Source organism: Teichococcus aerophilus, from assembly GCF_014490485.1.
Lineage (GTDB): Bacteria > Pseudomonadota > Alphaproteobacteria > Acetobacterales > Acetobacteraceae > Pseudoroseomonas > Pseudoroseomonas aerophila.
The window spans coordinates 111,272-132,223 of the sequence record NZ_JACTVA010000010.1 but is presented as its reverse complement, the minus strand read 5'-3'; the positions used below and the strand labels follow the sequence as shown (position 1 = coordinate 132,223).

At 69.1% G+C, this 20,952-nt stretch carries 20 protein-coding genes and 1 tRNA gene; 13 read left to right on the top strand and 8 right to left on the bottom strand.

The genetic code is table 11. From position 1 onward, the window contains the following. Positions 1 to 250: 250 nt before the first annotated feature. Positions 251 to 1,363 (top strand): zinc-binding metallopeptidase family protein, encoded by a 1,113-nt coding sequence (locus IBL26_RS08430; protein ID WP_187784022.1) that lies wholly within the window; start codon positions 251 to 253, stop codon positions 1,361 to 1,363. A 141-nt stretch (positions 1,364 to 1,504) separates the two neighbouring features. Here IBL26_RS08430 and IBL26_RS08425 read toward each other — a convergent pair whose 3' ends face one another. Beyond that, positions 1,505 to 2,398 (bottom strand): LysR family transcriptional regulator, encoded by an 894-nt coding sequence (locus IBL26_RS08425; protein ID WP_187784021.1) that lies wholly within the window; start codon positions 2,396 to 2,398, stop codon positions 1,505 to 1,507. A 389-nt stretch (positions 2,399 to 2,787) separates the two neighbouring features. On the opposite strand from IBL26_RS08425, the gene IBL26_RS08420 reads away from it, so the two are divergent. Further along, entirely contained in the window at positions 2,788 to 4,380 is a 1,593-nt protein-coding gene (locus IBL26_RS08420; protein ID WP_187784020.1) for a 2-isopropylmalate synthase, read from the top strand. Between the two features lie 95 nt (positions 4,381 to 4,475). Here the strand turns inward: IBL26_RS08420 and IBL26_RS08415 are convergent, their stop codons facing one another. Next, positions 4,476 to 4,715, bottom strand: coding sequence for a YMGG-like glycine zipper-containing protein (locus tag IBL26_RS08415; protein ID WP_187784019.1), 240 nt, complete (start codon positions 4,713 to 4,715; stop codon positions 4,476 to 4,478). A gap of 170 nt (positions 4,716 to 4,885) precedes the next feature. Between IBL26_RS08415 and IBL26_RS08410 the strand changes: the two genes are divergently transcribed. The 8 genes from IBL26_RS08410 (at position 4,886) to IBL26_RS08375 (ending at position 11,492) form a co-directional block, all read left to right on the top strand. Further along, complete coding sequence (locus IBL26_RS08410) at positions 4,886 to 5,929, top strand: rod shape-determining protein (RefSeq protein ID WP_187784018.1); 1,044 nt, start codon at positions 4,886 to 4,888, stop codon at positions 5,927 to 5,929. Positions 5,930 to 6,024: 95 nt separating this feature from the next. After that, positions 6,025 to 6,888: a rod shape-determining protein MreC gene (gene mreC / locus IBL26_RS08405; RefSeq protein WP_187784017.1), complete on the top strand. Its 864-nt coding sequence runs from the start codon at positions 6,025 to 6,027 to the stop codon at positions 6,886 to 6,888. Between the two features lie 12 nt (positions 6,889 to 6,900). Continuing rightward, positions 6,901 to 7,440 carry a rod shape-determining protein MreD gene (gene mreD, locus IBL26_RS08400; protein WP_194443542.1) on the top strand — a complete coding sequence of 180 codons (540 nt, stop codon included), beginning with the start codon at positions 6,901 to 6,903 and terminating at the stop codon, positions 7,438 to 7,440. Between the two features lie 16 nt (positions 7,441 to 7,456). After that, a complete protein-coding gene (gene mrdA, locus IBL26_RS08395) occupies positions 7,457 to 9,382 on the top strand; it encodes a penicillin-binding protein 2 (protein ID WP_187784016.1) in 1,926 nt (641 codons plus the stop codon). Next, entirely contained in the window at positions 9,379 to 10,536 is a 1,158-nt protein-coding gene (rodA, locus tag IBL26_RS08390) for a rod shape-determining protein RodA (RefSeq protein WP_187784015.1), read from the top strand. The genes mrdA and rodA overlap by 4 nt, the downstream gene beginning before the upstream one ends. Positions 10,537 to 10,614: 78 nt before the next feature. Further along, a tRNA-Lys gene (locus tag IBL26_RS08385) sits at positions 10,615 to 10,690 on the top strand. Between the two features lie 235 nt (positions 10,691 to 10,925). Beyond that, positions 10,926 to 11,171 (top strand): hypothetical protein, encoded by a 246-nt coding sequence (locus tag IBL26_RS08380; protein WP_187784014.1) that lies wholly within the window; start codon positions 10,926 to 10,928, stop codon positions 11,169 to 11,171. Between the two features lie 126 nt (positions 11,172 to 11,297). After that, complete coding sequence (locus IBL26_RS08375) at positions 11,298 to 11,492, top strand: hypothetical protein (RefSeq protein WP_187784013.1); 195 nt, start codon at positions 11,298 to 11,300, stop codon at positions 11,490 to 11,492. A gap of 713 nt (positions 11,493 to 12,205) precedes the next feature. On the opposite strand, the gene IBL26_RS08370 is transcribed toward IBL26_RS08375, so the two are convergent. Both IBL26_RS08370 and IBL26_RS08365 read right to left on the bottom strand, forming a co-directional pair. After that, entirely contained in the window at positions 12,206 to 12,538 is a 333-nt protein-coding gene (locus IBL26_RS08370) for a DHCW motif cupin fold protein (protein ID WP_187784012.1), read from the bottom strand. A gap of 100 nt (positions 12,539 to 12,638) precedes the next feature. Further along, positions 12,639 to 13,565 (bottom strand): dihydrodipicolinate synthase family protein, encoded by a 927-nt coding sequence (locus IBL26_RS08365; protein WP_187784035.1) that lies wholly within the window; start codon positions 13,563 to 13,565, stop codon positions 12,639 to 12,641. 190 nt (positions 13,566 to 13,755) lie between these two features. Between IBL26_RS08365 and IBL26_RS08360 the strand changes: the two genes are divergently transcribed. The 3 genes from IBL26_RS08360 (at position 13,756) to IBL26_RS08350 (ending at position 15,188) form a co-directional block, all read left to right on the top strand. After that, a complete protein-coding gene (locus tag IBL26_RS08360; protein ID WP_187784011.1) occupies positions 13,756 to 14,088 on the top strand; it encodes a hypothetical protein in 333 nt (110 codons plus the stop codon). Between the two features lie 122 nt (positions 14,089 to 14,210). Further along, positions 14,211 to 14,576: a hypothetical protein gene (locus IBL26_RS08355; protein WP_206684171.1), complete on the top strand. Its 366-nt coding sequence runs from the start codon at positions 14,211 to 14,213 to the stop codon at positions 14,574 to 14,576. A 276-nt stretch (positions 14,577 to 14,852) separates the two neighbouring features. Then, positions 14,853 to 15,188: a hypothetical protein gene (locus tag IBL26_RS08350; protein ID WP_187784010.1), complete on the top strand. Its 336-nt coding sequence runs from the start codon at positions 14,853 to 14,855 to the stop codon at positions 15,186 to 15,188. 130 nt (positions 15,189 to 15,318) lie between these two features. On the opposite strand, the gene IBL26_RS08345 is transcribed toward IBL26_RS08350, so the two are convergent. The 4 genes from IBL26_RS08345 to IBL26_RS08330 all read right to left on the bottom strand — a co-directional run bounded on the left by IBL26_RS08345 (position 15,319) and on the right by IBL26_RS08330 (position 20,948). Further along, a complete protein-coding gene (locus tag IBL26_RS08345) occupies positions 15,319 to 16,152 on the bottom strand; it encodes an SGNH/GDSL hydrolase family protein (protein WP_187784009.1) in 834 nt (277 codons plus the stop codon). After that, positions 16,152 to 17,348: an OpgC family protein gene (locus IBL26_RS08340; protein WP_187784008.1), complete on the bottom strand. Its 1,197-nt coding sequence runs from the start codon at positions 17,346 to 17,348 to the stop codon at positions 16,152 to 16,154. Before IBL26_RS08340 ends, IBL26_RS08345 begins: the two co-directional genes overlap by 1 nt. 126 nt (positions 17,349 to 17,474) lie before the next feature. Then, on the bottom strand, positions 17,475 to 18,329 hold the full coding sequence (locus tag IBL26_RS08335) for a transglutaminase family protein (RefSeq protein ID WP_187784007.1): 855 nt from the start codon (positions 18,327 to 18,329) through the stop codon (positions 17,475 to 17,477). A gap of 102 nt (positions 18,330 to 18,431) precedes the next feature. Further along, positions 18,432 to 20,948 (bottom strand): circularly permuted type 2 ATP-grasp protein, encoded by a 2,517-nt coding sequence (locus IBL26_RS08330; protein ID WP_241749161.1) that lies wholly within the window; start codon positions 20,946 to 20,948, stop codon positions 18,432 to 18,434. Positions 20,949 to 20,952 lie beyond the last annotated feature (4 nt).

Sequence of the window (20,952 nt, the reverse complement as noted above, 5' to 3'; positions counted from 1 at the left end):
CGCAGCGGCCGGGCCGCCTGGGCGCGCCCCAGGCGCGGCGCGGCCAGCAGGCCCCCGCCGGTGGCCAGCGCGGCGGCGAGGGTAGCGCGGCGGGTCGGATGGTGAATTGTCATGATGCACGCAGGGTGCCTGTAGGTTCCGACGCACGTCAATACGCTTCCGGATGAAACCGGCCGGATGCAACCTGAGCGTCGCTGGGGCATTTGTTCGCCGCAGCCTGGGACTTTCCCGGGAAGGAACCCCCCCCATCATGCGCCTCTTCAAATGCCAGGTCTGCGGCCAGCTGCTGCATTTCGAGAACACGCTCTGCGTCAAATGCGGTGCCACGCTGGGCTACATGCCCCGCAAGAACCAGCTCTCGGCGCTGGACCCGGCCGAGCTGTCGGCGCTGGAATCCGCCAAGAGCGAGGGTGAGGGCCTGTACCGCGCGAAGGCGGCGCCGGACCGCCTGGTGCGCTTCTGCGACAACGCGAAGAACGAGGCCTGCAACTGGCTGGTGGCGGCGGAGAGCGAGGAACGCTTCTGCCTGGCCTGCCGCCATAACCGCACCATCCCGGATATCTCCGACCCGGTGAACAAGGCGCGCTGGCAGCGGATCGAGGTGGCGAAGCGGCGGGCCTTCTACAGCTTCATCCGGCTGGACCTGCCGCTGCCAAACCTGGCGGACGACCCCGAGCACGGCCTGGCCTTCGACTTCCTTGCGGACACGCCCGAAGCCGGCCAGAAGGTGATGACCGGCCACGACAACGGCCTGATCACCCTGGCGCTGGTGGAGGCCGACGATGCGGAACGCGTGAAGCGCCGCACCTCGATGGGCGAGCCCTACCGCACCCTGCTGGGTCATTTCCGCCATGAATCCGGCCACTATTTCTGGGACCGCTTGGTGCGCGATGCCGGCCGCCTGGAAGAGTGCCGCGCCATCTTCGGCGATGACACGCAGGATTACGGCGCCGCCTTGCAACGCCACTACAACGAGGGCCCGCCAGCCGATTGGCAGGAGCATTTCGTCAGCACCTACGCCACGGCGCATCCGTGGGAGGATTTCGCCGAGACCTGGGCCCACTACCTGCACATCGTCGACACGCTGGAAATGGCGCGCGCCTTCGGCGTCGGCATCGCCCCGCGTGCCGACAGCACCGGGGAACTGGCGGCCGAGGTGGACTTCAACCCGTACCGCACCACCGACATCCAGGCGGTGATGGATGTCTGGGTACCGCTGACGGTGACGCTGAACAGCCTGAACCGCTGCATGGGGGAGGGCGACCTCTACCCCTTCGTGCTGTCCCCCGACGTCGTGGCCAAGCTGGCCTTCATCCAGTCCCTGGTCCATGGCCAGGTGCCCGCGGACGAGAACAGCCTGTAGAACGACAGGGCCGGGGCAGGTATGCCCCGGCCCTTTTCCTGTCGCGGCCAGGCCTCGGCATTGCGCCACGTTCAGCAGCCCGGCCCCTGACTCGCGGAAGAAAGAAGGCGGCCAGGGGAATTCCTTCCCCGCTACAGGCCCTCAGGTCAGCGCCAGCCGGATTTCCTTGACGAAGCGCCGCGCCAGCTCGGAAGGCGGCTTGCGGGTGGACCAGAAGGCCCAGGCCGTGCACGGGATCGCCGGTTCGAACGGCCGCACGGTGATGTTCCGCCGCCCGGTATAGGTGGCGGAGAACGGATCGACCACCGAGGCGCCCATGCCCGCTTCCACCAGCACGCAGGCGGTGTTGCAGTAGCGGACCTCGACATTGAAGTTGAAGGGCTGCCGCGCCGCCTGGAACGCTTCGCGCACCGCCGTGCCCATGCGGGTGTGGGCATCCAGCGCAATGAAGGTCTGGCCTTGCAGGTCGGCGGGGGTGATCGTCTCCTTCGCTCCCAGCGCGTGGCCGACCGGGCTGACGCACACCATCCGGCCCTCGAACAGCGGCTCCATCTCCAGCGTCGGCTGGCTGCCCAGGCTGAGGCCGAAGCCCAGGTCGGTCTTGCCGCTCTCGACGCTGCGGATCACCTCATCCAGCTCGCGGATATCGAAGAAGGTGCGCAGGCGCGGGTTCCGGCGGGAGAAGGCGGTGAGGGCGGAGGGGATCACGCCATCCCCCAGCGGCGGCGTGCTGAGGATGCGCAGGCGGCTGACCTTGGCCTCCCGCAAATCCTGGAACCGGTCCTCCAGCGCCGCATGCATGGCGAAGAGCGGCTCCGACTCCTCGTAGATGATGGTGGCGCCGTCGGTGGGGAACAGCCGGTTATTCAGCCGCTCGAACAGCGCGAAGCCCAGCTGGCTCTCGATCTGCCGGATGGCGTTGCTGACGGCGGGCTGGGACATGCTCATCATCTTCGCCGCGGCCATGGTCGTCTGCCCGCGGATGACGGCGCGGAGGATCTCAAGCTGGCGGAGGGTGATGGCGGGTCTGGTCATGGCGGAGCGGGATCATGCGGCGGGAGGCATCGTTCGTGCACCTATCATAAGCGTCATCATCGCGGCCAGTACGCTGACGCTCCGGGTGATGGCCAGGCAGGCCTCATGCCGGGGCTGGGACCCTCCCGCGCCCTTGGCGCGCAAATCCTTGCTTGCGGGGCGCGGCGGACATGCCTATCGTTACTCTCATGACCGCAACCGTGCGCGCCACCCTGCTGCTGTCCGGCGTTTCCGCCGGCGCCGGCACGCGCGCCCTCGCTGGCCTCCTCCTCCTTCGACTTAGCCGCCCCTGGGCGTGACGCCCGGCTGACCTGCCGGCATCGCTCAGGGGAACCCTGGGGGCCTCGTGCCCTCTGCTGCCCGGCTCAAGTCAACGAAGGAACGCCCCCATGGCCATCAATCACCCCAGCTTCGGCGCCATCGACGCCAACCGCGTCATCGTCTTCGACACCACGCTGCGCGACGGCGAGCAGTCCCCCGGCTTCTCCATGAACCTGGAAGAGAAGCTGCGCATGGCGGAGGCCCTGGCCGAGCTGGGCGTCGACGTCATGGAAGCCGGCTTCCCCATCGCCAGCCAGGGCGACTTCGACAGCGTGCAATCCATCGCGCAGCGCTTCGCCAAGGATGGCCCGGTGGTCTGCGGCCTGTCCCGCTCCGCGCCCGGCGATATCCTGCGTGCGGCGGAGGCGGTGAAGCCCGCCGCCCGCCAGCGCATCCACACCTTCCTGTCCACCAGCGACCTGCATATGCGCGTCAAGCTGCGGATGAGCCGGGAAGACGTGCTGGGCGCCATCGCCAAGTCCGTCGCCCTGGCGCGGAACCATGTCGCCGACGTCGAATGGTCGGCCGAGGATGGCAGCCGCACCGACCCGGACTTCCTGTGCCGCTGCGTCGAGACCGCCATCCGCGCCGGTGCCACCACCATCAACATCCCGGACACCGTCGGCTACGCGCTGCCGGAGGACATGGCCCGCATCTTCTCCATGCTGCGGGAGCGTGTGCCGGGTGCGGCGGACGTCATCTTCTCCGCCCACAACCATGATGACCTGGGCCTGGCCGTCGCCAACACCATCGCCTCGCTGAACGCCGGCGCGCGCCAGGTGGAAGCCACGATCAACGGCATCGGGGAGCGCGCGGGCAATGCCAGCCTGGAAGAGGTGGCGATGGCACTGCGCACGCGGCAGGACGCCATTCCCTACGCCACCGGCATCGTCACGCAGAACATCCTGAAGACCAGCCGCCTGCTGGCCACCATCACCGGCTTCGACGTGCAACCGAACAAGGCCATCGTCGGCCGCAACGCCTTCGCGCATGAAAGCGGCATCCACCAGGATGGCATGCTGAAGGACAGCGCGACCTACGAGATCATGACGCCGGAGAGCGTCGGCTGGTCCACCAGCGCGCTGGTGATGGGCAAGCATTCCGGCCGCGCCGCCTTCCGGGACAAGCTGGCGACCCTGGGCTACAGCCTGGGCGACAACCAGCTGAACGACGCCTTCAAGCGCTTCAAGGACCTGGCCGACCGCAAGAAGTCCGTCTACGACGAAGACATCGTCGCCCTGGTCGATGACGAGGTGGGCCGGGCGCATGACCGCGTGAAGCTGATGGCGCTGACCGTCGCCACCGGCATGGGCACCCGCCCCACCGCCAGCCTGGTGCTGGAGGTCGATGGCGAGACCTGCGATGCCGTGGCCGGCGGCGACGGCGCCGTGGACGCCACCTTCAACGCCCTGCAACAGGTGGTGCCGCACCGCGCGACCCTGAAGCTGTACGCCGTGCAGTCCGTCACCGGTGGTACCGACGCGCAGGCGCGCGTGACGGTGCGGCTGGAAGAGGACGGCAAGCTGGTGGACGGGCAGGGGGCGGATACCGATACGATCGTCGCCTCGGCCCGCGCCTATGTGCACGCGCTGAACAAGCTGCTGGCCAAGCGCGCCCGCACCGCGCCGCCGGAAATCCTGCAACCGGCCCAGGCGGGCTGACCTGTAGGCCAAATGGAAACGGCCGGGCCCCGAAGGGTCCGGCCGCTTCTCAAGTCAGGCTGTTGCCCGGCTGGCCGGGCAGCGGCCTCGTGACCTCAGCGCCAGGCGGGGCGGCCGAGGTTGACGGTGTTCGGGCTGGTGGCCGCGCCACCCAGGGCACCCGCGGCGCCACCGATCAGCGCACCGGCGCCGGCATTGCCGGAGAGGGAGCCGACCGCCGCGCCCGCACCCGCACCCAGCAGGCCGCCCGATGCCGCGCGGTCCCCGGTGGAGTAACCGCAGGCGCCCAGGCTCACGCCCGCCAGGGCCAGAAGAACGAGGGACGACTTACGCATTGATGAGTTTCCCGTACTGGTTGATTTCTACGGGGTGAAAACGCAGGCTTCACCGCCGGGTTGCAAACTGGACACTGATTGCGGCTTGAGCAAGGCGCCAGGGGGGGCTAATCCACGGCGCCCTCTGGCCGTGCCTAGATGCGGCCCCACACTCCCGGAAGGTTCCTGGCATGTTCTCTCGCCTGTTCGGCTTCCTCTCCGCCGACATGGCCATCGACCTCGGCACGGCCAATACGCTGGTCTACGTCAAGGGCCGTGGCATCGTGCTGAACGAGCCTTCCGTCGTCGCCATCGCTGACATCCGCGGGCGCAAGCAGGTGCTGGCGGTGGGGGAGGAGGCGAAGCTGATGCTGGGCCGCACCCCGGGCAACATCGCCGCCATCCGCCCGCTGCGCGACGGCGTCATCGCGGATTTCGAGGTGGCGGAGGAAATGATCAAGCATTTCATCCGCAAAGTGCATAACCGCCGCTCCTTCGCCTCGCCCATGATCATCGTCTGCGTCCCCTCCGGCTCCACCGCCGTCGAGCGCCGCGCGATCCAGGAGAGCGCCGAATCGGCCGGCGCCCGCAAGGTGCTGCTGATCGAGGAGCCGATGGCCGCCGCGATCGGTGCCGGCCTGCCGGTCACCGAGCCTTCCGGCTCCATGATCGTCGATATCGGCGGCGGCACCACGGAAGTGGCGGTCATCTCTCTGGGTGGCATCGTCTATGCCCGCAGCGTCCGGGTGGGGGGCGACAAGCTGGATGAGGCGATCATCAGCTACATCCGCCGTACCTTTAACCTGCTGATCGGCGAGAGCACCGCCGAGCGCATCAAGATGGAAATCGGCGCCGCCGCCCTGCCGGATTACGGCGAGGAAGGCCCGCTGACCGAAGTGCGCGGCCGCGACCTGATGAACGGCGTGCCGCGCGAGGTGATCGTCAGCCAGCGCCAGATCGCCGAGTCGCTGGCCGAGCCGGTCAGCCAGATCGTCGAGGCGGTGAAGGTGGCGCTGGAAAACACGCCGCCGGAACTGGCCGCCGATATCGTCGACAAGGGCATCGTGCTGACCGGTGGCGGCGCCCTGCTACAGCGGCTGGACCAGGTGCTGCGCGACGCGACCGGCCTGCCTGTCTCGGTGGCCGAGGATGCGCTGGCCTGTGTCGCTTTGGGCACAGGCCGGGCACTGGATGAGATGAAGCGGCTTCGCCACGTGCTCTCCTCCATGTATTAATCCTGGCAGGGGCCAGATAGGCCCCTGTTCGAATGCCTCTGAACCACTAGCTCTCCTGGGCGTTCTCCCGACATTCGCACCGAGGAAGGTCGCGCGTGATCCGTCTCAGCATTCCGCTGCGCCAGGCCTTGTCGCGCTTGTCCCTGCCGGTGCTGGTGGCACTGGCCTTCGGGACCATGCTGATCGGCAAGGCGGACACCCTGTTGGTGGAGCGCGCGCGCATGGCGCTCTCCGACACCCTGGCGCCGATCTACGCCGTGGTGGCGGAGCCGTTGGGCGCGGTGCGCGACGCGGTGCAGGAGGCGCACGCCCTGTGGGCCATCCGCGCCGAGAATCTGCGCCTGCGGGAGGAGAATGAGCGCCTGCACCGCTGGCAGGCCGCCGCCCTTTCCCTGGATGCCGAGAACGCCCTTCTGCGCCGCCAGCTGAACGTCATCCCCGAAGCCCCGACCAGCCTGCGCACCGCCCGCGTGGTGGCCGATGCCGGCGGCACCTATGCCCGCGCCGTGCTGCTGGCCCTGGCCCCCGGCGTCGAGATCCGCAAGGGCCAGGTGGCGCTGGATGAGCGTGGCCTGGCCGGGCGCGTCACCGAGGTCGGCAGCCGCTCCGCCCGCGTGCTGCTGGTGACGGATATGAACAGCCGCATCCCAGTGACGCTGGAAGGCAGCCGCGCCCGCGCCATCCTCTCCGGCACCAATGGCGATAACCCGCGCCTGCAGCACTGGCCGGAAGGCACCCGCCCGCAGGAGGGCGAGCGCGTCGTCACCAGTGCCGAGGCCTCGGTCTTCCCCGCCGGCCTGCCGGTCGGCACCGTGCACTGGACCGAAGGCGGCACGGCGGAAGTGCAGCTCTTCGCCCGGCTGGACCGGCTGGATGTGCTGCGGATCTTCGATTTCGGCCTGAGCGGCATCCTGCCGCCGGAATCCGTCGCCCGGCCTGAGCCGCGTCCGCGGCGCTGAAGGGCAGACCCATTGGCCATCAAAGGCAGGCCCGAACCCGCCCCCGGCTTGCTGCGCCGGCTGGATGCGCTGGCCCGCGCCGCATTCCCCGCCGCCACCACGGCACTGCTGATGGTCCTGGTGGCGGCCCCGGTGGGGCTGCCATCGGCGCTGCCGGCGGTCACGCTGGCCTGCGTGTTCTTCTGGTCCCTGTTCCGCCCGGCCGCCATGTCCCCGGTCGTGTGCTTCGTGCTGGGGCTGTTGCAGGATCTGCTGACTTTCTCCCCGCTTGGCATCGGAGTGTTCACCATGCTGGTGGTGCACGGGCTGGTGCTGCGGCTGCGGCGCCTGCTGGCGCGGCAGTCCTTCCTGCTGGTCTGGCTCTCCTTCGCCGGCTTCGCCGCCGGCGCGGCCCTGCTGGGCTTCGTGCTGCAGGCGGTGCTGAACTGGCGCCTGCCGGCCTTCTGGCCCGCCCTGGTGCAGTTCGTGCTCTGCGTGGGGTTCTACCCCGCCCTGGCCGCAATGCTGACACCCTTGCACAAGGCCATGCAGCGCGCCGAGGATCTGGCCTGATGGGGTATAAGCCCGGATGAGCAAGAAAGAGGAAGAGCGCAGGCGCGGCGTGTTCACCCGCCGTGCGCTGATGCTGGGGGCGGGGCAGCTGGGGCTGCTCGGCTTCCTCGGCTATCGCCTCCAGAAGCTGCAGCTTGAGCAGGGGGAGCGCTACGCCACCCTGGCCGACGAGAACCGTATCTCCGCCCGCCTGATCGCCCCGCCACGCGGCCGGGTGCTGGACCGGGTCGGCCGCGTCGTCGGCGCCAACGACCTCAACTGGCGCGTGCTGCTGACCGCCGAGCAGACCCAGGATGTCGGCGCCACGCTGGAGACCTTCAGCAAGATCATCCCGTTGACGGAGCAGGAGCGTGCGCGCATCGAGCGCGAGGTGCGCCGCCGCCGCCGCTTCGTCCCCGCCGTGGTGCGCGAGTTCCTCACCTGGGAGGAGATGGCGAAGATCGAGGTAAACGCGCCGGACCTGCCGGGTATCAGCATCGATGTCGGCACCACGCGGCAATACCCCTGGGGCGAGCACCTGGCGCATGTGGTCGGCTACGTCGCCCCGCCGGCCGAGGCGGATATCGATGGCGACCCGCTGCTGGAACTGCCCGGCATCCGCGTCGGCCGCTCCGGCATCGAGCGCTTCCACGACAAGATCCTGCGCGGCAGCGCCGGCACCGTGCAGTTCGAGGTCAACGCCGTCGGCCGCGTGATCCGCGAGCTGGACCGGCGGGAGGGCGCGCGCGGCCAGGATATCGGCATCTCCATCGATGCCGAACTGCAGAAGGCGGTGCGCAACCGCATCGAGGAAGGCACCAGCATCGTCGTGCTGGATGCCCGCAATGGCGAGGTCGTCGCCATGGCCAGCCAGCCCAGCTTCGACCCCAACCTGTTCAGCTCCGGCATCTCCTCCGCCCAGTGGCGGGAATGGACGCGCAACCGCGCGACGCCGCTGATCAACAAGACCACCAACGGCCTCTACGCCCCCGGCTCCACCTTCAAGATGGTGGTCGGCCTGGCGGCGCTGGAGGCCAAGACGGTGACGCATACCGAGCGTGTCTTCTGCCCCGGCCACTACGACCTGGGCGACACCCGCTTCCACTGCTGGCGCCGCTTCGGCCATGGCAGCATGGACATGCGGGCGGCGCTGAAGAATTCCTGCGACGTGTATTTCTACGAGCTGGCCAAGCGCACCGGCATCGACAGGATCACCGCCATGGCCAAGCGCTTCGGCCTGGGCGTGGACCTGGAGATCGAGCTGCCGGGCACCCGCAGCGGCTTCTCCCCCACCCGGCAGTGGCGCATCAGCCAGGGCAAGCCCTGGAACCTGGGCGATACCATCGTGCACGGCATCGGGCAGGGCTTCTACCAGTTCACCCCGCTCTCCCTCGCCACCATGACGGCGCGGCTGGCGACTGGCCGCGCCGTGCAGCCGCATTTGACGCACAGCATCAACGGCAAGGAGGTGAAGGGCATCCGGGCGGAGGACTGGCCGCTGATGGGCATTCCCGAGCGGGACCTGAAGCTGATGCGCGAAGGCATGTGGGCGGTGGTGAACGAGCAGGGCGGCAGTGGCGGCAGCGGCAAGCTGCCCGCCAGCGTCGGCGTGCTGGCCGGCAAGACCGGCTCAGTCCAGGTCCGCCGCGTCTCCCGCGAACAGCGCGAACGCGGCTTCCGGGTGGAGACGATGCCGCGTGAATGGCGTCCGCACGCGCTGTTCGTCGCCTACGCGCCCTACGACAACCCGCAATACGCCATTTCCGTCGTCGTCGAGCACGGCACCAGCGGTGGCTCCGCCGCCGCGCCTTTGGCGCGGGAGGTGATGACGGACGTGATGAACCGCTTCAATCGCACCAACGCGCCCGCCGCGCGCTCCGCCGACGCCCGCCCCGCCGATACCGGCACCGCGCAGGTGGCCGAGGTGCCTGGCACCCCGCCGAACGGAACCATCCGCCGATGATGAGCCCCGGCTTCTTCGAACGCCGCCTGCTGACGCGGGACCGCGGCGCCGGCATCCTGGAAAAGCTCTGGCTGATTCCTTGGAGCTTTGTCCTGCTGCTCTGCGCCGTCGCGGCGGTGGGCTACGTGGCGCTGTACTCGGCAGGCGGTGGCGCGCCGGAGCCCTATGCCAGCAAGCACGCGCTGCGCTTCGGCTTCGGACTGGTGATGATGCTCTCCATCGCCATGGTCGATATCCGGTTGATCGCGAAGCTGTCCTGGCTCGGCTATGCCGGCGGTGTGGCGCTGCTGGTGCTGGTGGCGTTGCACGGCCAGGTCGGCAAGGGCGCGCAGCGATGGATTGAGATCGGGCCGGTGCAGCTGCAGCCATCGGAGTTGATGAAGATCATGCTGGTGCTGGGCCTCGCCGCCTGGTTTCACCGCGCGAGTTGGGAGCGGGTGGGCAACCCGCTCTTCCTCATCCCGCCCATCATCGCCGCGTTGGTGCCGGTGGGGTTGATCCTGAAGCAGCCCAATCTCGGTACCGGCATGATCACGCTGATGGTTGCGGGCTCGGTATTCTGGGCGGCGGGCGTGCGCTGGTGGAAATTCGCCGGCGTGCTGGCGCTGGCGGGCGCCATCGCGCCCATCGCCTATGACCGGCTGCACGATTACCAGCGCGCCCGCATCACCACCTTCCTGGACCCGGAGAGCGATCCTCTCGGTGCCGGCTACAACATCATCCAGTCCAAGATCGCGCTGGGCTCGGGCGGGCTATGGGGCAAGGGCTTCCTGCAAGGCACCCAGGGCCACCTGAACTTCCTGCCGGAGAAGCAGACGGACTTCATCTTCACCATGATCTCGGAAGAATTCGGGCTGGTCGGCGCGCTGACCACGCTGCTGCTGCTGGGCCTCGTCGTCGCCTTCGCGCTGATGGTCGCCATCCGCTGCCGCCATCAGTTCGGCCGGCTGGTGGCGATCGGGCTGGGTGTGAACTTCTTCCTGTATGTGTTCGTGAACATCGCGATGGTGACGGGCAGCATCCCTGTCGGCGGCGTGCCGCTGCCGCTGATCAGCCATGGCGGTTCGGCGATGATCACCACCATGCTGGGCTTCGGATTGCTGATGTCGGTTTATGTGCACCGAAATGCAGAATTTGGCGCGACGCGTGATTGAGGGGGGTTGCCAATCCCGCCAGAACCGCTAAAAGCCCCCTCCACCGACGGGGCGGTTCGCCGCTCCAGACGATGAGATGGGCGCTTAGCTCAGTTGGTAGAGCAGCTGACTCTTAATCAGTAGGTCCACGGTTCGAGCCCGTGAGCGCCCACCATCTCATCCTTCTCCCCCATGACGAACGCCAAGCCACCTGCAGGGGTGGCTTTTGTGTTTCCAGGCCTCCGAGCTGCCGCGTGGCGGGATTGCCGATGCGTTATCGCCGCATGCATATTCACGGACGAAAAGCGCAGCCATCGAGACATCGGCCACGTTCCGCGAGAAACGTAACCAAATGTTGCATCCAGGCGTAGCGGGAAGCATTCTCTCCTTCAACAAGGGGAGGGCATCCCATGGACGGTTCGATTAACGGCTCCACTGCGGGTTGGACGGACAGGCGAGGCGCCGCGCGTGTCCTGGTCAGTGACACCAGGTTGGTCGCGGCGGAAGTCCGCGAGGCGCGGCACCAGCTGAAGGAGGCGATCATCCAGGGCGAGATCCTGCGCGCCCAGGCGCAGCGGCTACGGGCACAGTCCCAGGCCCTCCGGGAAGCCCGCCATCGAGGCGCCGCTTCCTCCTTGCCCATCGTGATGGCCTGACCGGCGCCGGGGCGCCGCAGCACAGTCACCACTGGCCGATTTTACACCCTGGAAGTTTTCTTACATTCGGCGCAAATTCTGCCACGGCAGTCGATGCTGTCGTGATTGGGTGGAGCGGCGGCGGAGATGGACGGGTTTAAGGCAGCAGCAGCCAGCGGGCCCGTCTACGGTGAAAGCGACTTCGACGAACGCAGCAATCCGCCGCCTCGCAAGGACCAGCACCATAACGGTGTGTATGGCGGCTGGGACGAGGGCGACCTGCCGCCCTTCGAACCGCCGGCCAAGAAGACCCTTCCCATCGTCAGCACATCCCGGCGCTAAGGCTGCCCGCGCGTCCTCCGACGGCAGCCTGGGCGTCCCTCTCGGCGCAACGGCGCTGTGAGGATGGAGCGCCATGTCGAGGCAGGCCGGATATGGACCGATCGCAGGCCCTGGCCCTGACCTTCTGGCCTGCGCGCCGCGGAGGGACGTCCCGATAGGGTAGGGCGGCGCGCCGTTAGTGGAGCGGCAGGCGGCAGCGGATTCCGACGAAGACCAGGAAGCCCATGGCAACTGCGGGGATCAGTCCGGTCAGTAATCCCAACAAAATACCATACAGCCACAGGTGGTATAACCAAAGCAGTGTCAGGGCGAGAGCTGCGGCAAATACACCCTGGCCGTGTGGAAGATCCCTTTGGCTTCTCGATCGAGTTATGACCGTTCTCATAATGGAGGGCGCCCAGACGTGACTGGATATTCCGTAATCTTCTTGTCGCAAAAAGAAAAGCTTACAGACAAGAGATTCGCCCTCCCTAGGGCAGTCCTCCTAATAAATTTATGAATCTAAAAATTGATGCGTGTAGGCCGTGATGGCGGCGAAAAGGCCCCTGAGAAAGCGTCAGAAGCAGACCTGACCCGCCAGGCAGGCCACGCCCGCCTGCCTCACGGCAAGCCTTGCAGGACCAGGCGGGGGCACGCCCACGACAGCCCCGCCACCCAGCAGGCCGCGCCGCGATCCCTGTGCCGGAACCTCGGCGCGTGGCAGCGGCCGCGGCTCAGTCCACGATGAACAGCCGCGCGCCGGTGGTGGTCGAGGACCGATGCGGCGAGTCCCCGAAATCGGAGACCGTGTAGCCGTGCCCCGGGGTGAGAACGACGCGGCGGCCATCCTTCAGCTCGGAGGTCAGCTCACCCTCCAGCACGTAGATGATGTGGCCGCGGTCGCACCAGTGATCGGCCAGATAGCCCGGCGAGTACTCGACGACGCGCATCCGCACATCGCCGTTGTTCAGCGTGCGCCAGGTCGCGGTGCCGGTCTCGCCCTTGTGCTCGGTGGCGGGCAGGGCGTCCCAGTGGACGGCGGTGAAGGGCAGCGGGGGCAGCTTCAAGCTCTCAATCCTTGATCATCCGGGCCATGCCCGGGGATGGGAAGCTTGCGCGCCAGCCGGGCGGCAGGCAACCGCCCGCCACCCGGTACCGCGGGCTCTCTCAGCGGCCCCAGCGCAGCGCCAGGGCGTGCTGCTTGCGCGCCAGGGCCAGCAATCCGGCGCGGGTCTCCGGGTGCAGCGGCGCCAGCGGGTGCCGCCCGGCATCGCTGCGGATGATGCCGCCTTCCAGCATCATCGCCTTGGCGGCCAGCAGGCCGCATTGCCGGTTCTCGTAGTTGATCAGCGGCAGCCAGCGCTGGTAGGCCTCCGCCGCCGCCTCCCTGTCGCCCCGCCGCCAGGGGTCGAGGATCTGGCGGATGCCGTCCGGGTAGCCGCCACCGGTCATCGCACCCGTCGCCCCGGCTTCCAGATCCGCCATCAGCGTGATGGCTTCCTCGCCATCCCACGGGCCGACGATGGCGTCGCCACCCAGGCCGATCAGCGCACGCAACTTGGCGGCGGCGAAGGGCACCTCGATCTTGAAGTAGGAGACATGGGCGATCTCCCTGGCCATCCGTGCCAGGAACGCGGCGGAGAGCGGCGTGCCTGCCACCGGCGCGTCCTGGATCATGATGGGAATGTCGATGGCGTCCGACACCGCCTGGTAGAAGCCGAAGATGCCCGGCTCCGCCACGCGGATGGTGGCGCCGTGATAGGGCGGCATCACCATCACCATCGCGGCCCCCGCATCCTGCGCGCGGCGGGACCGCTTGGCGCAGAGGCGGGAGCTGAAATGCGTGGTCGTCACGATCACCGGCACGCGCCCGGCCACATGCGCCAGGATGCTGTCCTGCAGCACCTCCCGCTCCTCATCCGACAGCACGAACTGCTCGGAGAAATTGGCGAGGATGCACAGACCGTCCGACCCCGCGTCGATCATGAAGTCGACGCAGCGGCGCTGCCCTTCCAGGTCCAGCGCGCCGCTCTCGTCGAAGATCGTCGGCACCACCGGAAAGACGCCCTGATACACCTGGCGGTCATTGGCCATGTCGTATTCCCCCTTGTCCTGCGCCGCTTCCCGCGGCTTGCGGCGCCAGCTTGCCATGCGCGCCGCCGGCGGGCCAGGGAAGGGAGGAGGAGTGAAGGGTTGAGGCACAGCCTGCCTTGCTTCCACCGCGGCCGGATGTTCCGATGCCGGAACTTGCCTGAACGGTGACGGCAAGCAGAGAGAGACCGCCATGCGCCCCACGCTTCTGACCGCGACCTTCCTGGCCGCCGCCGCCCTGATGCCGTTCGCCCCAGCCGCCGGGGCAGCGGACCGGCGCGTGGAGGTCGTCAACGCCTCCGGCCGCACGATGATGGAGTTCTACGCCTCCAACACCAACCGTTCCTCCTGGGAGGAAGACATCCTGGGCAACGACGTACTGCCTTCAGGCCGCTCCGTCGTCATCAACATCGATGACGGCTCCGGCGCCTGCCGGTTCGATGTTCTGGCAGTGCTGGATGGCGGCCGCCGCGTCGAACAGCGCAACATCAATGTCTGCGAAGTGAGCCGCCACACGGTGCGGTGACGCCCAAGGTAACGTTTATTTGCCGGCGCCCCGTGCCGTGCGCTGCTTGCGACGGCCACGGGGCGCATGTTTCAACCTTCCGGCCTGTCAATGACCTGACGGCAGGAAGGAGACCTACCATCGTGCGCCGTAATCTGATCGCCGCTGCCTTGCTGGCGGCAACAGGCCTTGGCCTGTCCGCCTGCGCCCCGACTGTCACCCCTGTCGCTTACGTGCCCGTCGCCGTGGCGGCGGACCGGCGTGTCGAGGTCTTCAACGATTCCGGTGTGACGGTGCGGGAGTTCTATGCCTCCAACGTCAGCCGGAACACCTGGGAGGAAGACATCCTGGGCCGCAACGTGCTGCCGCCCGGCCGCGCCGTGATGATCAACATCGATGACGGCTCCGGCGCCTGCCGCTTCGACTTCCGTGCCGTGCTGGACGATGGCCGCCGCATCGAGCAGCGCAACATCGATGTCTGCCGTCTGGCCCGCTACGTCATCCGCTGAGGCGCGTGCGCCGCGCGGGACGCGGCGCAACCTGACCGACGCCTCCGCCTGATGCGGAAGGCTGGGTCCGTCGCGGCACCAGGGGCTCGCCGGCCCCCGGTGCCGCGGCCGGCACCGGCGCGCGGCGCACCGTCCGTCCGCTGCCCATAACGGCCACGCTCATGGTCACGATCTTGTGCCACCCACCGCGCGTAGCCGTGAATTGCCCTGCTTCAGGCCGCATGTTTCAACGCGGTAACTCGCCCGCCGTGGCAAGGCAACTCGGAGATGATCGCCATGCGCCGTAACCTTCTCGCCGCCGCCCTGCTGGCGGCCTTCGGACTTTTCGATGCCGCTTCCTCCGGCGCCATGGCGCAGGACCGGCGCGTGGAAGTCGTCAATTCCTCCGGCCGTACCCTGCGCGAGTTCTACGCCTCCAACATCAACCGCTCGTCCTGGGAAGAAGACATCCTGGGCCGCAACGTGCTGCCCTCCGGCCGTTCCATCGTGATCAATATCGACGACGGCTCGGGCGCCTGCCGGTTCGATTTCCTGGCGGTGCTGGAAGGCGGCCGCCGGGTAGAACAGCGCGACTTCAACGTCTGCCGCGGCAGCCGCTTCGTCGTCCGCTAGGCCGGCCGGCGGATACACACACACTTCCACACATGAAGCGCGACTCCCCTGCCCGTGGCGGGGGAGTGGCCTTTTAGCCGGACGGTCGGCCACCGCCCGAACCGGCTCCCGCCAGCCGGGTACCCGGCCCTCAGGGCGCCGTCTGCGCCAGGGCGCGCATCACCCGCTGGGCCATGCCGCCGGCCAGGGTCTCCGCCATGCAGAGATAGCCCAGATCGTTCATGTGGAAGCCGTCGGCGGAGAGCATGGGCACTTTCTGCGGCAGCGCGTCCCAGTAGCGCATGATGGCGTAGCGCCGCATCAGGGGAATCCGCTTCTCCGCCGCCACCAGCTCGATACTTTGCACGAAGGTCCGGTACAGGTCGTCGCTCGGCACGCCGGGGAAGTATTGCGGGTCGATCAACAGCAGGTCCAGCCCACGGCCCAGCACGAACTCCGCGCCCTCCCGCAATGTCTGCGCGAAGGCCTCCGGCGTAATGTGCCGCAACGCGTCGTTGGTGCCGAGCTGCCACAGCACGACATCCGGCTTCCAGTCTTCCACCGACTTCTTCATCCGCACCAGCGTGGTGGAGGCCACCTCGCCCCCGATGCCGTCATTGCGCACCGTCACCTCGGTGCCGGGGATCAACCGCATCAGTGCGTCGCGCAGCCGGGGCGGGTAGGCATGCGCCGGCACCGTGGCGCCAATGCCCGCCGTGCTGGAGGAGCCGATGGCGAGGATGCGGATCGGGTCCTTGTCGCGGATCAGCGCCGCCATGCGCGGCAGGGCGAATTGCAGGTTCTGCAGTTCCCCCGGCACCAGGCAGGCTTCCGGCACATTGCCCACCGGCGGCGGCGCGGCGCCACCGGGCGGCGCCGGCAGCGGTGCGGCGGGGGCCGAGGGCAGGGCCGGCATCTGGGCCCGGGCACCACCGCGCGCCAAAGCCAGCGCGGCGATGCCGGAGAGCAGGAAGGCCCGCCGCATCAGGAGGGCAGAACCACGCTAGTGGCGGGCACCGCGCGCGTGCCGCGCCGCTTCTCCGCCAAGGTCAGCAGCCACGCCACCAGGACCTGCATGCTGATGCCGAAGGCCAGGTACAGCAGGTCGAACCCCGCGCCGTCATGCCCGGTCTGGCGGAAGGTCACGCCCAGCATGCTCAGCATCAGCCCGGTGCAGAACACCGGCAGCGAATGCCGCCCCATCATCGCCAGCGGGCTGGTGGCGGGCCTCGCCGCGGCCCAGGCCTGCAAGGGCGAATGCACCACCACATAGGCCAGCGCCAGCACATGCAGCAGGCGGGGGACGGAGAGGTACTGCTTCTCCGGCACCACCAGCATATCCCGCAGCACCACGCCCTCGGCCTCCGGCGCCAGGTGGAACACCGTGATCACCAGGGAAAGCGCCAGGAAGCCGATGGCCAGCAGCCAGGGACCACGGCGGAACGGCACGGTCAGCCCGGTGCGCTCCCGCTTCGCACCCAGCGCGAAGCCGATGGTGAACAGGAACTGCCAGCTCAGCGGGTTGAAGAACCAGCCGCCCTCCATCGGGTAGCTGGGCAGGTTGGTCTTGGTCAGCCCGGCCGCCGTGTACAGCGCGGCGGAAAGCGCCACGGTGGCGGAGAGGCTGCGCGTGCCCATCCATAGCAGCAGCGGCAGGATGGCGATCAGCACGAAATACAGCGGCAGGATGTTCAGGTAGCCCGGCTGGTAGCTGAGCGTCACCGCCTTCACCAGCGCCTGGATCGGGTCCAGCAGGAACGGGTCCAGCGCCACCACGCTGAACAGCCCGGCATCGCCGGTGCGCAATACCGCCCAGGCGAACACGGCGCTGCCCAGGATCAGCATGGCCAGATGCGTGGTGTACAGCCCGGCCGCCCGGCTCATCACCTTGAGGGAGACGTTGAACCGCTCGCCCGCCTGCTCATCGTAACGGCGGGAATAGGCGCAGGCGGCGGCATAGCCGGCGAACAGCACGAACAGCTCGGCGGCGTCGGAGAAGCCAAAATTCTTATGCGTCCACCCCTCCAGCACATTGCCGGAGACGTGGTTGATGAAGATCGAGATCAGCGCGAAGCCACGCCAGAAATCCAGCGCTGTATCGCGCCCGGGTGGCACGATGGCGGCCAGTGGCGCCTTGGGCGCCACGCCATGCGGCGTGGCAGGCCTAGCGGGGGTCGCCATCCTGTCGTTCTCCTCGGCCGGCGCCCTTCGGCGCTCCTCTTCCTCCCGCCCCGTGGCGCGAAGTCTCCACGCGCGGGGCGGCGGGATGTGAGGAAAACAACGTGGAGCGCAACAGGTTGCCACGGCTCAGGCGGGTGTGAGGTCCACCGCCACGTCCAGCCAGTGCCGCCCGCCGCCCAGGATGATGCCGCGCAGGGGGGAGACATCGCTGAAATCCCGCCCCCAGCCCAGCACCAGGTGCTCCTCCGCCACCACCACGTTGTTGGTGGGGTCCAGATCCAGCCAGCCATGACGCGGCCCCAGCCAGGCGCTGACCCAGGCATGGGACTGGTCCGCCCCCCGCCGCGCCACGCCGCCCGGCGGCGGCCGGGTGCGGATGTAGCCGGAGACATAGCGCGCCGGCAGCCCCAGCCCGCGCAGCCCGTTCAGCATCAGGTGGGTAAAGTCCTGGCAGACGCCCGCGCGCTGCGCCAGCACCTGGCTGACCGGCGTGGAGATGCCGGTCACACCGGCGCGGAAGGCGAAATCCCGCCCGATGCGCGCATTGAGGTCGAGCAACCCGGCCAGGATGCTGCGCCCGGGCGGGAAGGACGGCGCTGCGTAGTCCCGCGCCGCGCCGCTCTCCGGCAACATGGGAGAGGCGAAAGTGAACTCCGCCACGTCGGGCGTGGGCGCGGCGGCCACGCTCTCCCAGGCCGGCGTGTCCTCTTCCGGCGGCGGCGGCGGGAAGGCGCAATCCACCACGGCCTCCGCCGTCACCTCGAACCGGTCATGCGGCCGGTCGATGGAAAGCCAGGTCACGCGGTTGCCGAAATGGTCGCCGCCCTGGGTCATTCGTGCCGGCTCCGGCTCGCAGGCAACGCACTCCTCCAGCACCCGCTGGTAGGGCAGGGCGCGTGGCGTCAGGTGAAGCATGTGGGTGGCCATGTCCACCGTCTCGGCATAGCGATAGGTGGTGACATGGCGGACACGCCAGAGCATGCGGAGAGTCTTTCCTGCAGCGTGATCGTCGGAAGCGTTTCGTCGCGGAGGTGAAGCACGCGGCCGGCCAATGATCCAGGGCTTGACGGTGCCGGCCCCGCCTCAGACGAAGGCGGGCAGGTCCGCTGGCAGGCCCTCCGCCACGCCATTGCCATCCAGCGCCTCGCCGTCCGACTGGCCGCCCAGCGCCTGCGCCAGGGGCAGCAGCGCGAAGTATCGCCGCGTGACGGCATCGGAGAGGCTGGCCACCTCGTCCTCAATCCGCCCGAGAGAGGGGGAGAGTGCGCCGGTCGCCGCTGCCTGGCCATCCTGGCTGGACAGCACGATCCCCGGCATCGCCTCCACTTCCGAGATCAGCCGCGCGGCGGCGTCGGCCAGGTCGCTCTGCGTGCCCTCGGCCAGCTCGGTCAGCAGCCGGTGCAGGGCATGCAACTGGAAGCCCAGGCCGCGCGGGTTGCCGGGGTCGGCCAGCACCAGGTCCAGCGCCGGGGCCGGCTGCAACACCCCCAGGTAGCGGCTGCGATAGGTAATGACGGAATCACACAGCTCCAGCGCCAGCCGCAGCCCGCCCTCGATGCGCGAGGGCGGCTGCGCCAGGGCGAAGTGCAACTGGGCCGCCACGCTCTGCGCCCGCTCCACCCGCCGGCCGAGGTCCAGGAAGGTATAGCCACCCGCCCGTACCATGTTCTCGGCCGCCACGCCGGCGACGCTGGCGGTGTAGCGCAGCACCCCGCCCATGGCGGCTTCCAGCGCCTCCAGTTCCCGCGCCTGGCTGGCCACGGCGCGCAGGCCGCGCAACGGCAGGGTGAAGGTGGCGTACATGTCGGCCGTCAGCCGGTCCCGCACGGAGCCGATCAGCCGGGCCACCTGGGCGAACAGCCCGGCCACCACTCCACCCTCCGCCACGCTGCGCAACAAGGCGGCGCGCAGGGCCGCGGTGGCGCCGCCGCTCGGCTGGTCCTCCACCGCCGCCAGCCCGCAATGGCTGAGGCACTGCGCCAGCGCCTGCAACTCGGCCACCTCGCGCGGCAGCAGCGGCCCACGGTCCAGCCGAGTCAACGTGGCGCGAATCAGCCGCGCCGCCCCTTCCAGCCGTTCCACATAGCGGCCGAGCCAGAACAGGTTGTCGGCGGCACGGCTCGGCAGGTCCCCGGCCGAGCGGCGGATGGAGAGCGGCTGCTGCGGCTGCGCCACCGGGCCGGTGATGCGGCTGTCTTCCTCGTTCAGTACCCAAACATCCTTGGCGGTGGTGCCGTCGGCATCCTCCACCCGCGCCAGGCCGCCGGGCAGGGTGTGCCAGCGGGCGCCATCCTGCATCAGGAACATCCGCAGCCGCACCGGGCGCGGCGCCAGCCTGTCCCCCACTACGCAGGGCGCGACGGAGGACGGCACCGCCGCGCTGGCGGCATAGTCGGCCGGCCGTGCCTCGATCCGCGCCGCCAGCTCCGCCCGCTCGGCCAGGTCCATCAGGGCCGGGACCTGGCTGCGGCCACGGCCCGTGGCGGGGCGGATGATCCAGCCGGTCAGGTCGTCCAGCACCCGCCCCAGGGCCAGCGGGTCGGCCAGCCACAGCGTCTCAGCCTGCGGCAGCAGCAGGTCCTCGCCCAGCAGGCGGCGGCACAGGGCCGGCAGCAACGCGGTCAGCCCCGCCGCCTCCACGACGCCGCCGCCGGGCTCGTTGGCCAGCTTCACCGTGCCGTGCCGCGCGGCATCCAGCAGCCCGGGCACGCCGCCCACGGCATGGTCGAATTCCAACGGGTCCAGCCCCGGCCCGGCGACGCGGCGCAGTAGCACGTCCACCGGCTGCAGCCCCTTCAGCGTCTTCACGAACACGGCGCCGTTGCGCACCGAAAGGTCGTTCGGCTCCACCAGCGCGCAGGAAAGCTCCCGCGCCAGCAACACATGCTCGAACCACAAGCGATGGTTCACCCCGGGGGTCAGCAGCGCGATGGCCGGGCCATCCCCGCTGCCATCCGCATCGCGCGGCGGCGCCAGGCGCTGCAACGCGTCCTGCCACACATCGAAGAACGGCCGCAGCGGGCGCACCTGATAGCCACGGAAGGCGGCCGGCAATACCCGCCCCAGCATCCGCCGGTTCTCCTGCGCGTGGCCGATGCCGCCGGCGCGGCTGGTGCGGTCCGCCACCACGCGCCACAGGCCATCCGGCCCGCGCAGCAGGTCGGCGGCGTAGCAATGGAGGAAGGGGTGGCGCACCCAGCCCTGGCTGGCATCCCGGCACGGGCGCAGGAAGCCCGGGTTGTTGAACACCAGCGCGGGCGGGATCAGCCCTTCCGCCAGCAGCGCCTGCGGCCCGTATAGATCGGCCAGCAACGCCTCCAGCAGCCGCGCGCGCTGCGCCAGCCCGGCGGAAAGGGCGGCGAACTCATCGGCCGGCAGCACCAGCGGCACCGGGTCGCACCGCCAGGAGGCCTGGCCAGCCGCCGGCGCCTCCCCAGGCAGCAGGGAGGTGACGCCCTCATCCTCGAAGGCGCGTTCCATCCGGCGGGCACAGGCCTCGATGCCGCCGGGCGGCAGGTCGGCGAAGCCGGCCAGCACGCCGCGCCAATGCGGGCGCACGCGGCCGTTGCCGTCCACCATCTCGTCGCGCGGGGTGTGCATGTTC